The sequence below is a fragment of the Hyalangium sp. genome, assembly GCF_045802625.1.
Taxonomy (GTDB): Bacteria; Myxococcota; Myxococcia; order Myxococcales; family Myxococcaceae; genus Hyalangium.
The window spans coordinates 1-14,470 of the sequence record NZ_JBJMQP010000256.1; the positions used below are offsets into that span (position 1 = coordinate 1).

General features: G+C 69.0%; 12 protein-coding genes. 8 read left to right on the forward strand and 4 right to left on the reverse strand.

Features of this window, described 5'->3' with window-relative positions:
- The 3 genes from ACJ8AT_RS39460 to ACJ8AT_RS39470 all read right to left on the reverse strand — a co-directional run.
- Window positions 1-295: SgcJ/EcaC family oxidoreductase (locus tag ACJ8AT_RS39460; protein WP_407743161.1), on the reverse strand; the 295-nt coding region annotated here is incomplete at its 3' end.
- Window positions 292-1,098, reverse strand: a complete 807-nt coding sequence (locus tag ACJ8AT_RS39465) for a hypothetical protein (RefSeq protein ID WP_407743162.1) — start codon at window positions 1,096-1,098, stop codon at window positions 292-294. The genes ACJ8AT_RS39465 and ACJ8AT_RS39460, both read right to left, overlap by 4 nt.
- Before the next feature lie 93 nt (window positions 1,099-1,191).
- Window positions 1,192-1,725: a hypothetical protein gene (locus tag ACJ8AT_RS39470; RefSeq protein WP_407743163.1), complete on the reverse strand. Its 534-nt coding sequence runs from the start codon at window positions 1,723-1,725 to the stop codon at window positions 1,192-1,194.
- Window positions 1,726-2,149: 424 nt separating this feature from the next.
- Between ACJ8AT_RS39470 and ACJ8AT_RS39475 the strand changes: the two genes are divergently transcribed.
- The 8 genes from ACJ8AT_RS39475 to ACJ8AT_RS39510 all read left to right on the forward strand — a co-directional run bounded on the left by ACJ8AT_RS39475 (window position 2,150) and on the right by ACJ8AT_RS39510 (window position 13,785).
- Window positions 2,150-2,377, forward strand: coding sequence for a chaperonin (locus ACJ8AT_RS39475; protein ID WP_407743164.1), 228 nt, complete (start codon window positions 2,150-2,152; stop codon window positions 2,375-2,377).
- Window positions 2,378-2,431: 54 nt separating this feature from the next.
- Window positions 2,432-4,021, forward strand: coding sequence for a phospholipase D-like domain-containing protein (locus ACJ8AT_RS39480; protein WP_407743166.1), 1,590 nt, complete (start codon window positions 2,432-2,434; stop codon window positions 4,019-4,021).
- A 137-nt stretch (window positions 4,022-4,158) separates the two neighbouring features.
- Complete coding sequence (locus ACJ8AT_RS39485) at window positions 4,159-5,559, forward strand: hypothetical protein (protein ID WP_407743167.1); 1,401 nt, start codon at window positions 4,159-4,161, stop codon at window positions 5,557-5,559.
- A gap of 81 nt (window positions 5,560-5,640) precedes the next feature.
- The gene (locus ACJ8AT_RS39490; protein WP_407743168.1) at window positions 5,641-6,027 is read left to right on the forward strand and encodes a BlaI/MecI/CopY family transcriptional regulator; all 387 of its coding nucleotides are present in this window, start codon (window positions 5,641-5,643) and stop codon (window positions 6,025-6,027) included.
- Window positions 6,028-6,031: 4 nt separating this feature from the next.
- Window positions 6,032-7,945 (forward strand): M56 family metallopeptidase, encoded by a 1,914-nt coding sequence (locus ACJ8AT_RS39495; RefSeq protein ID WP_407743169.1) that lies wholly within the window; start codon window positions 6,032-6,034, stop codon window positions 7,943-7,945.
- Between the two features lie 123 nt (window positions 7,946-8,068).
- The gene (locus ACJ8AT_RS39500) at window positions 8,069-9,787 is read left to right on the forward strand and encodes an aldehyde dehydrogenase family protein (RefSeq protein ID WP_407743170.1); all 1,719 of its coding nucleotides are present in this window, start codon (window positions 8,069-8,071) and stop codon (window positions 9,785-9,787) included.
- Window positions 9,788-9,925: 138 nt separating this feature from the next.
- Window positions 9,926-10,795: an ion channel gene (locus ACJ8AT_RS39505; RefSeq protein WP_407743171.1), complete on the forward strand. Its 870-nt coding sequence runs from the start codon at window positions 9,926-9,928 to the stop codon at window positions 10,793-10,795.
- Window positions 10,796-10,881: 86 nt separating this feature from the next.
- The gene (locus ACJ8AT_RS39510; RefSeq protein WP_407743172.1) at window positions 10,882-13,785 is read left to right on the forward strand and encodes a hypothetical protein; all 2,904 of its coding nucleotides are present in this window, start codon (window positions 10,882-10,884) and stop codon (window positions 13,783-13,785) included.
- Here ACJ8AT_RS39510 and ACJ8AT_RS39515 read toward each other — a convergent pair.
- Window positions 13,757-14,377 carry a glutathione S-transferase family protein gene (locus ACJ8AT_RS39515; RefSeq protein WP_407743173.1) on the reverse strand — a complete coding sequence of 207 codons (621 nt, stop codon included), beginning with the start codon at window positions 14,375-14,377 and terminating at the stop codon, window positions 13,757-13,759. The genes ACJ8AT_RS39510 and ACJ8AT_RS39515 overlap by 29 nt on opposite strands.
- Window positions 14,378-14,470: the final 93 nt, after the last annotated feature.

The following is a 14,470-nucleotide window of genomic DNA, read 5'->3' on the forward strand; positions in this document are numbered from 1 at the left end:
CCACGGTCATCCGCGCGTCCGCGAACACCATTCCGGGCGTCAGCGCGCGCAGGCTCATCAGCACCATCTTCGTGTGGGTGTCTCGCAGCGGTCCCGAGTGCTCGCTGGCCAGCAGGTGCTCCACCTCGGCGCGGCCCCGCGCATGGTGCCCCCGGGTGTTGAGCAGATCCCCTTCCGGCACCCAGTGCGTCGCCATGGCCGCCGCGTCATGGCGGTTCCACGCGGCGATGAAGCTGTCGAGGAAGGCCTCGAGCTCGCGGCGCTCGCCGGTTTCCTCCGCCGGGCTCGGCGTCACAGGGTGGCGGCCTCGCCCCAGGGATTCTCCGTCTTGTCCGGCGGGCTCTCATGCCGCGGCTCCTGGGCGCTCGCGGGAGAAGACGCGGCCAGCACCGCGGCGGGCGGCTCCGTGCGCTTGGGCCCCTCCGTCTTCTCGCGGCGCAGCGCCAGCTCGTCTCGCAGGCCTTGGAACATCGAGTCGAAGGCGGCGTACGCCCGATCCACCAGCGCGATGGCCTCGTCCACGAGCCGCGGCGGCATGGGGATGGTGAGGATCCGCGCCTCCATCTGTGACTCGAACACCTCGTGGGCCTGTTCGATGTGCAGGTGGAAGTCCGAGAAGTATTTGAGCTTCTGCGGGCTGTTCACCGCCGCGTTGGTGAGCGCGGCGGTGCGGCCGAAGAAGACATGGCCGGTGGACTCCAGCACCAGCACCAACACAATGCGCAGCCGATCATCCGTCGCGCGGTACACCTCGGTGATGAGCTGGTAGGCGGCATCCCGCGTGGAGGCGCTCGCTCGGCCGTACAGGGCGCTGATGGTGAGGGGCTCCCCCGTCAGCTTCGCGATGTCCTCGAGGAACCAGCGCTCGTGCCCCAGGTCCTCGTCCCGGTGGTGGCGAGCCACGCGCTTGAGCGCTGGGTCCTGCACCATCTGCTCGTTCAGGCGGAGGATGTCCTGGAAGGTCATCACCCAGAAGGCCAGGCGCGGCGCAAAGGAGGCGATCTGCTCCAGGGGACGGTCCATCCGGAGCTCTGTGAAGAACGGATGCTTGGCGAAGTCCGCCTGCTTGGCTTCAATGTGCTCCAGGACATCCCTCATGGCATCCTCCGACCTTTCCAGTGTGCGCTTCGTTGATGTAACGGTTGGAGAGAACCCCGCTGAAGCATTCAACCGCTGCCGGAGAGGGACGGCTTACCAGGTGATGAGATATGTGCACGAGGCATCACCTCGGCGACGGCAACTCCGAGGATCATGCTCGATACGAACCCAGAGTGAATCCTTGGGGCGGTAGCGGTCGCAGATGGCCTCGACCAACCCCAGGTCCAAGTCACAGGGATACGGATTGTCACACCGCATTTTTGCGCTACGCCGGTCCGTCTGCTCGTAGTGATACCCGCCGATCGGATCGCTGCCCCGGTGCGCCATGTGGTAGGCCACGTCGATGGAGCGCAGCCCCTTCTCCAGGTTGTCCACATCCGGGGGGAACTGAGCGTGCTCGGGGATCTTCCGGCCAATGGCCCGCACGGTGCTGGGGCCAATCTTCTCGAAGATCAGCTTGAAGGCGTTGAGCAGGTTGTTGAGCGAGTACCACTGGTCCGGCTTGAGCGGGGTGATGCCGTTCTCCGCGAGGATCCGCAGGGCTCGTGACTGCACCACCTCCATGCCGCCTACGATGGAGAGGATCGCCTGTCCCACTACCTCAGAGTTCGGGAACGAATTGGTCATCGTGGACTCGACCCGGACAGGGCGCGTCTTGGGGGCCGGATCTCGGGCATCTCGGCGATCCCCTGCGCTTCCATTGAAGTGGCTAGAGCCGTCAAAAGCAAATGGTCCGCGATGGAAGGCCCCCTACCGTCAAGCAGGTGACGCGCCGCGGCGACACATGTCTTTGTAACAACGTGTCTGGCCGTGGACTTTCCTCGGCCCTGGAGGCGCAGCCGAGCCGGTCATTCATTCCGGCCATCGGGGCCATTCTGAAAAAAAGTCAGGGCATGGGGGGGAGGATCTGATCCATCGGCATGAGGGCTCCCCCATGAAAACAGGGGGTTGTCTCACGGCATGGCGGTTGCTGAAGGAGTCTGCGCAGGGCGGCGGCGGGTCGGGTGGTCGAGTACGGCACAAGCAACCAGCACCTCAGGGAGACAAGACCATGGCGAAGACTCAGCGGCGTGAGCAGGTCAAGCAGGCGAAGCAGACGAAGGTGGCGCGGGCGACGGCGGAGGGGGTGAAGCCCATGCGCCGGGTTCAGGTGACGCTGGGGGATCTGATCGCGGCGGCCTTCGACACGGTGGGCGGCGAGGTGAAGAAGGTGGCGCGCGTGGTGTCCTCGCCGACGATGACGCTGGCCACCGGCAAGCACATTGTCGTCGTGGGCTGAACCCGCCGTCAGAAGTGCTGGCGCCTGGGGAGGTAGGCGACCGGGAGTGACACCGTGAGACGCATCGTTGATCCCGGCTCCAACTGCTGGCTGCAGGCCGAGGCTGATCAGGCGGGTGTGCTCATCGACGCGCGGGACTACTACCGCGCGTTCTATCGGGCGGCCCGCCGAGCGAAGCAGTACATCGCCATCACCGGATGGCAGTTTGACAGTGACGTCGCGCTGCTGCGCGGCGAGGACGCTCGGGAGGCGCGGGGCGAGGTGAGGATGCTCCCGCTGCTGCGAGAGCTGTGCCTACAGAACCCGGAGCTGCAGATCTACATCCTCGCGTGGGACTTCAGCCTGCTGCTCGCGCTCGAGCGCGAGTGGATGCAGCAGGTGATCTTCAACTGGAACAGCGACCGGATCCGCTTCCGCTTCGATGGGTCGGCTCCGCTGTCCGGGGCGCACCACCAGAAGCTGGTGCTCATCGACGGGCAGCTGGCGTTCGTGGGGGGAATGGACCTCTGCGACTGCCGCTGGGACGACCGCGGCCATCCGGCGCGCTCCTCGATGCGCTGCGACACGGGGCGCGATCCGCACGGCCCCTATCATGACGTGCAGGCGGTGCTCACCGGCCCGGTGGTGGGGCGGCTGGTGGAGCTGTTCGAGGCGCGCTGGTTCAACTCCGGAGGCGGCCCGCTGCGGCTGCCGGCGCCGGTGGCGCGCGATGAGCTCGACGTGGAGGCCACGCTGATGCTGCCGCCGGGGCCGGTGGCGCTCAGCCGGACTTTTGGCAAGACGCTGGTGCCCTTCCAGGAGCCGGTGCAGGAGGTGCGCGCGCTCTACCTGGACGCCATCCGCTGTGCCGAGCGCTTCATCTATCTGGAGAACCAGTACTTCTCCTCGCGCGCCATCTTCCAGGCCCTGGTGCGCCGCATGCGCGACCGGACGCGAGGCCCGCTGCAGCTCGTCTTCGTGCTGCCGCGGCAACCCGAGGCGCTGCGCGAGCAGCTCGCCATGGGCGTGGCCCAGGTGAGGCTGTTGCGGGTGCTGCAGCGCGTGGCGCGGGAGACGGGGCACTCGCTGGGCGTGTACTGCACGGCGGCGCGCACGGAGCAGGGCGAGGACCGGTTCACCTATATCCACTCGAAGCTGATGGTGGTGGACGACCGCTTCCTCACGCTGGGCTCGGCCAATACCACCAACCGCAGCCTCGGGTTGGACTCGGAGCTGAACCTGGCCTGGGAGGCGCGGGAGGAGCAGGCCGGAGACGCGCTGCGACGCGCCATCCGCCGGCTGCGCGTGAGCCTGCTGGCGGAGCACACCGGGCTGCGAGGCCAGGCCGCCGTGCGCGAGCTGACGCACGCGGCGCGGCTGGTGCCCTTCCTGCAGGAGGTGGCGGCGAGCGGGAAGCACCGCCTGCGCCCGCACCCCTTGGAGACGCTGTTCGATCAAAGCCCGCTGCTCAAGCCCTTGGAGCCGGACGAGCTCATCATCGATCCCGAGGAGTCGGTGCTGGACGAGAGCCTCTTCGAGTCGCTGCGACACGAGCAGGGCTTGCTGGCCACCGGCTTCCGGCTGTTGACGCGGTGGTTCATGGGCCTGCCCGAGCGGCCCCACCCCGCGAGCCTTCCGGTGGTGCAGGCTCCCTCCGAGCCCTGAGTCCCCTCGGAGGTCGAGGTGGGTGCACGGCCGACGCCTGCACCCCTGTTGGCTGGGCGAGCGGTGGCCGCATTATTCGCAGGTTTCACGCGCGCGTTCCTTCACGGACCGCGAGGGATGGGTCAGAGTGGCCGGGCATGAATGTCGCCCCGCTCCTCGTCCTGGTCTTCGTGCTGAATTCACCCCCCGCGGAAGGGGGCACCGCTGAAGGCGAAGCCTCTTCCCAGGAGGCTTCTCAAGAGGCTCCCGAGCAGGCTCCCGAGCAGGCTTCCCAGCAGGCTCCTCCGCAGGGGACGTCATTCTTCCTGGGGCTCGAGGCGGGGCCGCTGAGCCTGCCCTCGGGGACGCGGGGGGGGGGACAGGACATCTTCGCGCTCGCCGTGCCGGTGGCGCGCCTGGCCCACGGGGATACCTTCGCCATCGAGCTGGGCGCGCCGCTGCGCTTCCGCCTCATCGATGCCGAGCCGAAGCAGGCCGAGCTGGACTACGGCGGACACCTGCGGCGCGAGGACTGGGACACGCTCAGCGACTATGGCCAGGTGCTCCGCGAGCTGAGCATCGGCCGTGAGAACAACGTGGCCACCCTGCGCGTCCACCCCTTCGAGGCCTTCACGCTCGGCGAGGGGCACCTGGTGGAGCGCTACGACAACCAGCTCTCGCCCGACTATCACCCGACAGGCGCCGAGCTCACCGTCAACGCGGGGCTCGCCACGCGCGTCAAGGTGGTCGCCAGCGACATCCTCGCCGAGCGCCTCTTCGCGGGCGAGCTGCGGCTGGACATCGGCCAGTTCGTGTCCAAGGAGCAGAAGAACGTCGACCGCTACCACGCCATGGCCTCCGTGGCGCATGACTTCGGGCGCGTGGGGGAGGAGCGCACGCAGCCCATCACCGCCGTGCTGGTGAGCGGCGACGCGGCGCTCTACAAGAGCGAGAGCAAGAGCTTCGCGCTCTTCTTCATCGGTGGCGCGGGTACCCGGGTGAACGCGGGCTCGCCGGACGTGGGCGGCTTTGGTGGCTTCTCCATTGGAGGCGACACAGGCCGTGTGAACATCAGCGGCCGGGTGGAGGCGCGCTATGAAGGAGGCAACTTCCGGTTCGGGCTCTTCGGGCCCTCGTACGAGCTGGCCCGCTACTCCGCCACCGGCCTCTCCGAGAAACCCCTGGCCGAAGAGCACATGGATCAGAACCTGGCCGGCTATGCCGAGCTGAAGCTGGGCGTGGGGGAGGATGACGCCGTCGAGGCGATGAGCGCCTCGGCCACGGGCTCCGTGGAGCACTTCACCGTCGGCCGCACCGACACCGACTTCACCCTGGCGCTCAAGTTCCCGGGCCGGAGGACGTTCGCCAACGCGCGGGTCATCATCGTGGGAATCGGCGCGCACCCGCGCTACTCCGTCCACGCCGAGCTCCGTCAGCGGCTCGTCGACTGGTTCTACCTCTGGGGCGCGGGCGGCACTGTTCACTTTCCCCAGCCGGACGGCACGCTGGTCCCTGGCTACACCGCGGGCGCTGGCGTGGGCATGGACTTCAAGCGCTGAGCCCGATTCTGGCGGCTTGACTACAGTTGTAGTCAGGCGTACCTTCTTTCTGACTACAGTTGTAGTCAGCGAGAAGGGTTCATGAAGAAGGCCGTGGGCGATCAAGAGCTGGCGGTGCTGCGGTACGTGGCCGAGCACGGGCCCGTCACCGTGGGCGAGGTGGCCGAGCGCTTCGGCGAGGCGCAGGGGCTGGCGCGCTCCACCATCATCACGGTGATGGAGCGGCTGCGGAAGAAAGGCCACCTCACCCGGCACAAGGTGGAGGGCATCTTCCAGTACAGCTCGCCCGTGCCGGCGGAGGAGCTGCTGCGCGGCGTGGTGGGCGAGTTCGTCCAGCGCTCGCTGGCGGGCTCGCTGTCGCCGTTCGTCACCTATCTGGCCGAGGCCGAGGACGTCTCCGAGGAGGAGCTGCGGCAGCTCCAGGACGTCGTGGCGCGGTTGCGGTCGCGGAAGCAGCGGAAGGAGTGAGCGCATGGGCACGCAATGGCTGATGGATCTCCGCTGGGGACTCTCCGCGCTGGAGGGAGTGTGGCGGGCCTCGTGGCAGGGAGCGCTGTGGGCCGCCCTGGTCTGGGCGTTGACGCGCGTGGTGCCGCGCATGCCCTCGGCGCTGCGCGCGGGCCTGTGGTGGCTCGTCTCGCTCAAGTTCGTGCTGTCGCTGGGAGTGCTCAGCCCGGTGCCGCTCCCGCTGCTGCCGGCGGAGGCTCCCGAGAGCGAGGCCTCCGCGCTTCTTCCGGGGGCCTCGCCCGTCGCGGTGGTGACGGTGGCCACCGCGCGTGCCGGAGCGGCTCCCGAGCACTCGGTGCCCTGGAGACAGGTGGGCATCGCGGCGCTGCTCGCCGTGTGGGGGCTGGGGATCTCGTGGCAGGTGCGCGGGCACCTGCGGGCCTGGGCCTCCATGCGGCGCCTGCGCGCGCGGGCGCTTCCGTTGAGTGAGCCGGAGCTGGAGGAGGTCATCGAGGAGCTGGCCCTCGAGGCGGGTCTGCGCCGCGTGCCTCGGCTCCTGGTGTCTCACGAGGTGAGGAGCCCTCTGGCCACGGGGTTGCTCTCACCCGTGGTGGTGCTGCCCGCGAGGGCGCTCCAGCGCCTGGACTCGGAGGCGCTGCGGATGGCGCTGGCGCACGAGCTGGCCCACTTCCAGCGCCGGGACCTGTGGCTCGGCTGGGTGCCCGCGGTCGCCGAGACCGTCCTGTTCTTCCACCCGCTCGTGCGCAAGGCCGTCCGCGAGTATGCGCTGGCGCGCGAGGAGGCCTGTGACGCGGAGGCCCTGCGCCTCACGGGCGCCGAGCCTGGGGACTACGGGCAGCTGCTGCTCGCCTTTGGTGTCACCCGCCCTCACGGAACCGCCGCGGCGCTCGGCGCTTCCGACCACCTTCACGCGTTGCACAGGAGGTTGACGATGCTGGAGCATGTTGATGTCTCGACTCCCCGAGGCCGGGCCCCGCTGCGAGCAGCCCTGATCGTCCTCGGGCTCGCGGTGCTGGTGCCGTTCCAGGTGGTGGCCCGTGAGCCGGACGCGCCCGCGCCCAAGGTGGCAGCGCCGACCGCGGCCCCTCCGAAGGTGGCCTCGGCTCCCAAGGCTCCTGCCGCGCCGGCGGCTCCCGCAGCTCCCGCGCCGGTGACTCCAAAGGTGGCGAGCGTGCCTGTGCCGGCTCATCCTCCCGTTCCTCCCGTTCCTCCCGTTCCCCCCGTGCCGGTCGTGGCTCCGGTGCCTCCCGTTCCGCCCGTGGCGCCACTTATCGCCATGGCGGACGATGATGACGACGACATGGAGGGCTTCGTCCTGGTCTCGGGCGATAGCGTGACGATGGCGGGCTCGACGTCGGACCTTCGCCGCGCCAAGGCGCTGCGCACCGGGGGCAAGGATGTCCTCTTCGTGCACCGCGGCGACAAGTCCTATGTCATCCGCGACGCGAAGACGCTCGAACAGGTGCACGCTCTCTTCGAGCCGCAGACGAAGCTGGGCACGCAGCAGTCGGAGCTCGGCAAGCAGCAGTCCGCGCTGGGCCTGAAGCAGGCGGAGTTCGGACAGAAGCAGGCGGCCCTGGGCCTGAAGCAGGCCCAGCTCGGCATGAAGCAGGCAGACCTGAGCGTCAAGGCCGCGCAGGCGGCGGCGCAGGCGAACGAGGCCGAGCGCGAGCGCATCGAGAAGCAGATGGAGAAGGACCAGGAGGCGCTGGAGAAGGACCAGGAGGCGCTGGAGAAGGATCAGGAGGCGCTGGGGGCCCAGCAGGAGAAGCTCGGCGAGGAGCAGGAGAAGCTCGGCCAGGAGCAGGAGAAGCTCGGCGAGCAGCAGGAGAAGCTCGCTCGCGAGGGCCAGAAGAAGCTGAAGTCGCTCATCGACGAGGCCATCAGCAAGGGCCTCGCCGAGCCCGTGGAGGCCTGAGGTCCGGCCCGCGGCTGTTCAATAGCGGGGAGCTGGAGACTGTTCCTCCTGAGAAGGCCATGACGGTCCTGGGAGGCTCGCCTAAGGTGGCCGCCCTGGCTGCTCTCGAGGAGGTCTCCGCTCATGACGCTCGCCGTCGCTCCACAGGCCACTCCCGTGTCGTCCCTGGAATCGCTGGTGCGCCGCCTCAAGGAGGGGGCGCACGCCTGGGTGAAGGTGCCGCTGGCCGAGCGCCTCGCGTTGCTCGAGGAGCTGCGGCGCGGCTACCACGCCATCGCCGAGCCCAGCGTCCGAGCCGCCTGCCAGGCCAAGGGCATTGATCCCGAGAGCCCCATCGCTGGCGAGGAGTGGCTGGCCGGGCCGTTCATCGTCCTGCGCAACCTCCGCCTCCTGGTGGAGTCCTTGAAGGACATCCAGCGCCACGGCGTCCCGTACATCCCGCCCTCGCGGCTGAGCACGCTGCCCGACGGGCGGCTCTGTGCGCGCCTGTACCCGGCGAACCTGTTGGACTCGACGCTGCTGATGCGGCACGTGGGCGAGGTCCACTTCCAGCCGGGCGTGACGGCCGCCAACCTCCGCGAGCACCAGGCCTCCTTCTATCGCCGCCCGCATGAGGGCCGGCTGTGCGCGGTGCTGGGCGCGGGCAACGTCAACTCCATTCCGCCCACGGACTGCCTCTACAAGCTCTTCGTCGAGGGCACGGCGTGCGTCCTGAAGATGAACCCGGTGAACGCGTACCTGGGGCCCTTCCTGGAGCAGGCCTTCGCGCCGCTGGTCCGCCGCAACGTGTTCGCCGTGGTGTACGGCGGAGCGGAGGAGGGCTCGGCGCTCGTCAACCACCCGGACGTGGACGAGGTCCACATCACCGGCAGCGACAAGACGCATGACGCGCTGATGTGGGGCCCGCCCGGCCCGGAGGCCGAGGCCCGCCGAGCGCGCAACGAGCCGCTGCTGAAGAAGGCCATTACGAGCGAGCTGGGCAACGTCTCCCCCGTCGTTATCGTGCCGGGCCCCTACAGCGACGGCGAGGTGCGCTACCAGGGCAGCAACATCGCCGGCATGGTGGCCAACAACGCCTCCTTCAACTGCAACTCGGCCAAGCTGCTGGTGCAGCCGCGCGAGTGGCAACGCCGCGGGCAGATGGTGGATGAGGTGCAGACGGCGCTGGGCCGCACGAGGGTGCGCAGCGCGTGGTACCCGGGCGCCGAGCAGCGCTGGAGGCAGTTCACCGAGGGCCGCAAGGGCCTGCGTCTGGTGGGCACTCCCGGCAAGGGGGAGCTGGCCTTCGCGCTGGTGCCGGACGTGGATCCGTTCCAGTCGCAGGACCGGGTCTTCACCCAGGAGCCCTGGTGCACCGTGCTCTCCGAGACGAGCCTGCCGGGCGCGGACGATCCGGTGGCCTTCCTGGAGCAGGTGGTCCCGTTCCTCAATGACAAGGTGTGGGGCACGCTGTGCGCCACGCTCGTGGTGCACCCGAAGTCGCTCAAGGATCCGGCGGTGAAGGCCGCGGTGGAGAAGGCCATCCGCGAGCTGCGCTACGGCTCGGTGGCCGTGAACAACTGGCCCGCCGCCATGTTCGCCCTGGGCAGCCTGCCGTGGGGAGGCCATCCCTCCTCCTCCCCCCAGAACATCCAGAGCGGCATGGGCTGGGTCCACAATACCTATATGTTGGAGCACATAGAAAAGGCCGTCCTCCGAGCGCCGCTGACGGGCTTCCCGCCCTCGCCCTGGATGCCCGGCCACCGAGGGTTGGCCACGCTGAGCCGCCGGCTCGCGGACTTCGAGCTGGCCCCCTCGTGGCTCAAGGTTCCGGCCATCGCCGCCGCCGCCATGCGGGTTTGAGGCGGGTGCGGGTAAGCTGGGGCCACCTTGGCCCTGCCTGTCACTCCCGGCTCTGCGTCGCAGTCAAAGTCTTCACGCTCGGCTTCTTCCGTTCCTCCCGCGAAGCCAGGGGATCCGCCTCGGGTCCGCCTCTTCAACGTGGTGAGCGGCGGGGGGCTCTCCGTCATCGGCGCTCGCAGCGCCGGGATGGGCGACATCTATTACTTCCTCGTCAGCGGCTCCTGGGTGCGGCTGATGGGGGCGTTCGTCGCCGCCTACCTCGTCCTCAACCTGTTCTTCGGCACGGTGTACTTCCTCTTCCAGGGAGTGGGCAACGCGCGGCCGGACAGCTTCATCGACCACTTCTCCTTCAGCGTGCAGACGTTCGCGACGATTGGCTATGGGGCCATGTACCCGTCCAACACCACGGCGCACCTGCTCGTCACCGTGGAGGCGATGTTCGGCATCCTGTACGCCGCGGTGGCCACGGGGCTCGTCTTCGCCAAGTTCAGCCGGCCTCGCTCCCGGGTCCTCTTCAGCGACGTGGCCGTCATCGCCCCGCGCGACGGGGTGCCGACGCTGATGTTCCGCGTCGCCAACGAGCGCAGCAACCACATCGTCGAGGCCAACCTGCGCGTCTTCCTCATCCGCAACGAGGTGACGATCGAGGGCGAGAGCATCCGCCGGATGCATGATTTGAAGCTGGTGCGCAGCAGCTCGCCGGCCTTCATCCTCACCTGGACGGTGATGCACCCCATCACCCCCGACAGCCCGCTGCACGGCGCCACCCCCGAGTCCCTCGCCAGGCAGGGGGCGGAGATCGTCGTCACCCTCTCGGGGCTGGATGACTCGCTGGGGCAGACCATCCACGCGCGCCACTCGTTCCTGGACACCGAGCTGCATTGGAACATGCGCATGGTGGACATCATCCGCGTGCAGCCGGATGGCCGCCGCGTCGTGGATCTCCACCGCTTCCATGATGTGGAGCCGCTGCCTCCCCCCAAGCCTGGGGCCGGCGCGTCGGCGTGAGCTGGGAGAAAAGAGGACGCGCGGCCCAGGGCGAGTAAGCTTCGCGCTCACCCCACCTGGAGGGGTGACGCGTCGACGGAGATGGGATGAGGAAGCCTGCCGCTCGTGGCCAGAAGGGTCGGTCTCGGCCGAGACGGTCCTCCTCGTCCTTTGCCTCCGACCGGGAGGAGCTGCTCGAGCTGCTGCTGCGCGAGGGCATCCGCCGCGAGTCCTCGGCGCCGCGGGGCGCCTCCGCCGGTGAGGACAGCGAGCACCCCTGGAAGCTCGACTCGCTCGGGGTGACGCTGTCCTCGCGGGGCGCGGAGCTGGCGGGGCGGGGCTTGCTCCAGTTGCTGGAGCGCTTCGAGGGGCGACAGCTCGCGACGTTCGGCGTGACGGGCATTCCCATCCTCCAGTCCTGCGTGCTGCTCTCGAAGGGGAAGTACCGGGGGCTGCTGGTCCGTCAGGGGCCGGAGGCGGGGGAGGCTCGCCTGGCCATCGAGGGACGGATGGATCCCTCCGAGCCGGTGATCATCATCAACGACTCGGTGGGGCTGGAGCCCTCGATGGAGGAGTGCACGGCCCGGCTGGAGGCGGCGGGCCTGCGCGTCGAGGGCGGCGTGTGCCTGGTGCGGTTCGGCTACGAGAGCGGATTCTCGCGCATGGCGTCTCGCGGCTACCGGATGGCCGCGCTGTACGACATCTGGAATGATCTCGTGGCCCGGATGCCGGACGAGGAGCCGCTCGCTCCGAATCCCACCCGGGTCCTGCCCCCACACGAGCTGTCCTCCGAGAAGGTTCCCGAGGGGCTGCACCCCGCCGAGCTCGCGCGCCGGGTCATCGCCGAGGCGCTGCGGACCGGGAAGCTGCTGCGTGCGCCTCGACGCATTCAGGGGCGGTACTCGGGCGCGGGCGGTGTCTGGGTCAGCGTGCGGCCCAAGGGCGACGTTCAGCAGCGCCACGCGCGTGCTGGTTTCTGGAGCTTCCCGGAGGAGAAGGCGCCGTCTCTTCCCGTGGCGATCGCCGAGGCCGCGTTCCTGGCGGCGAATGCGCTCAATCAGTCGAGCGCCGAGCCGGTGGCGGCGCTCGAGCAGAGCGCGATCGCGGTGACGTTCTGCTCCGAGCTGGAGGAGTGTGAGATCGGCCAGCTCGACAACGAGCGTTATGGCCTCGTGGTGCGCAGCCGCGAGCGGCCCTTCCTCATGGGCGGCGTCCTTCCGCGGATGCCGGGCATCTCCCATGAGTGGCAGCAACTGGAGAGCGCGAGGACTGACAAGGCGCGGCTGCTGCCGTGGGAGCCGTTCAGCCTCTATCGCTTCCAGGTCCAGAAGGCCGTCGAGCCCGACACGCTCTGGCAGCCGAGCGGTGTCCCCGCCGGGGCTCCTCCGCGCTGGGTGGCCGCCAGCGGGCCCATTGCCGCGCGGGCGCTTGAAGTGGTGCAGGCGATCTCGGAGGGACGAGAGCCCACTCCGGCCAGTCTCCCGGTGCAGCTCGAGGGCGCGGTCGATTCCATCTCCTTGAGTGTCTATCGCCAGGGGCGTCTGGCCGGCACGGCGGAGACTCGCCTCACGCGGCTCGATGACGATCTCGCGAAGCTGGCTCGCGGCGCCCTCACGGATTCAGCCGTTGGAGCCCAGGCCGCTGGCGGCGCGCTCGCGGTGACGGTCTCTCTGCTCCACAACGCAACCGAGCTGGGTCAACTGAACCCGGAAGCTGCCGCCGAGCAGACGCGCCATGCCGAGCAGGCGCTCATGGCGTATCAGGAGGATCGAGCGGGGTTGCTCCTTCCGTCCGTCGCGGTCACCGGCAACCTCTCTCCGGTCGAGTATGCGCGGGCAGTGCTGGCCAAGGCTGGGCTCACCGAGGGCCCCGTCCGGTGGCGCCGCTTCGACTGCGTCACCTGGCTCGCCGATGCTCAGGGGACCCAGCGCGTCGAGCATGGCTTGCCGGTGGGCATTCCGCCGAAGGCGCTCAAGGAACAGACGACGCGGCTGACCCAGGCACTCTGCAAGTTCCTCCTGCGCCACCTGGGAGAGACCACGCGCTACGAGCCGTTCTCCGACACCGCGCACAAGGGGCTCGATACCGCGCTGCTCGCGCATCAGGCCTGGACGATGGCGCGGGCGCATCGGGTGCTCGGACCGGCGCCGCTGGGGCAGGGGGCTCGGACGCTGCTCTCCGCGCTCACCTCGGACTTGGTATTCGATGAGGCCGAGCGTGTCTGGATCCGCTCGGATGCGGGCACGTCTATCTCCGAGGCTTCGTTCGTCCTGCTCGCGTTGCTCGAGACGGGGGATGACGACACCACCGCGGCGACGCTCGCCACGTCGCTCTGGTCGAGCATCAACGCTCAGGGCCGCTTCAGTTGCTACATGGACCCGGCCTTCGACGACGACTCGTTCCAGGATGTCTACCCGGGGCAGGCGCTGCTGGCGCTCGCGCGCGCGGCGGAGAAGAAGGTGAGCGCCCCGGATGAGGCGAAGCTCGCGCTGGCCCGGCGGTTCTACCGCCACCGCTTCCTCTACAAGAGGAGCTGGGAGCAGGTCTGCTGGCTGGCTCAGGCCGCCGTGGCCTGGTGGCGGGTGGACCGGGATGCCGAGGCGGCTCGCTTCGCCTTCGAGATCTGTGACTGGGCGTTGACCCACCAGTCCGAGAAGACGGGCGCGTTCCTCAACGCCCAGCAGCCCGGCTCGCCCGGGTACACCACCGCGCTCTACCTCGAGGCGCTCGCCGCCGGAGCCGAGCTCGCGGCGGGGCTCCGGGATCGTGCGCGTCAGCGGCGCTACCTCGACGCCTATGCGCGAGGGGTGGCCTTCCTCGACTCGCTCGTCCTCCAGGAGCGGGACACGCTGCTCCTGCCGAACCCGCGGCTTGCCATCGGCGGAGTCCGGACGAGCCCCGTGCAGAGCGAGGTCCGGGTGGACTCCGTCCAGCATTCACTGGCGGCCCTGCTGGCTGCTCCGCCGAAGCCCGGACCGGCGGCTAACTCGCGGCGGGCACGGCGTCGGTGATACGCAGGTGCCGGGGCTGCGCCTGGACGCGCTCGAACCAGGCGCGGATGGCGGGGTAGCGGCTCAGATCGAACCGGCCCTCCTCGGCCACGTGCGTGTACGCGTACAGCGAGATGTCCGCGAGGCTGTACTGATTGCCCGCGAAGAACGGGCGCTGCTTCAGCTCGCCCTCCATGACGTCCAGGGCCACGTAGCCCTTCTGGATGCGCTCCTCGAGCTCGCGCTCCTTGCCGGCCGGGACTCCGAAGAAGGAGATCCACGCGCGAGCCACCGCGATGTAGGGCTCGTGGCTGTACTGCTCGAAGAACATCCACTGGAGCATCCGCGCCCGCTCCAGCTTGTCCGTGGGGATGAATGGCGTGCCCTCGGCGAAGTACCAGAGGATCGCGTTGGACTCGGCGAGGAACTTGCCTGGCTCCAGCTCCACAGTGGGAACTCGGGCGATGGGGTTCTTCGCCTTGAACTCCGGCGTGCGCGTTGCGCCAGCCATGAGGTCCATCTCCACCACCTGGAACGGCGTGCCGAGCTGGTTCAGGAGCAGGCGGACCTTGTAGCAATTTCCCGACGGCTGGAATTGGTAGAGCTTGAGCATAGGGCCAGGGAGTCTGCCTCACCGGGGACCTGCCAGGCATGGCCTCCCGCAACCGGTCTGACAGTCAGACTGGTTCATGTCATGCACCACCGG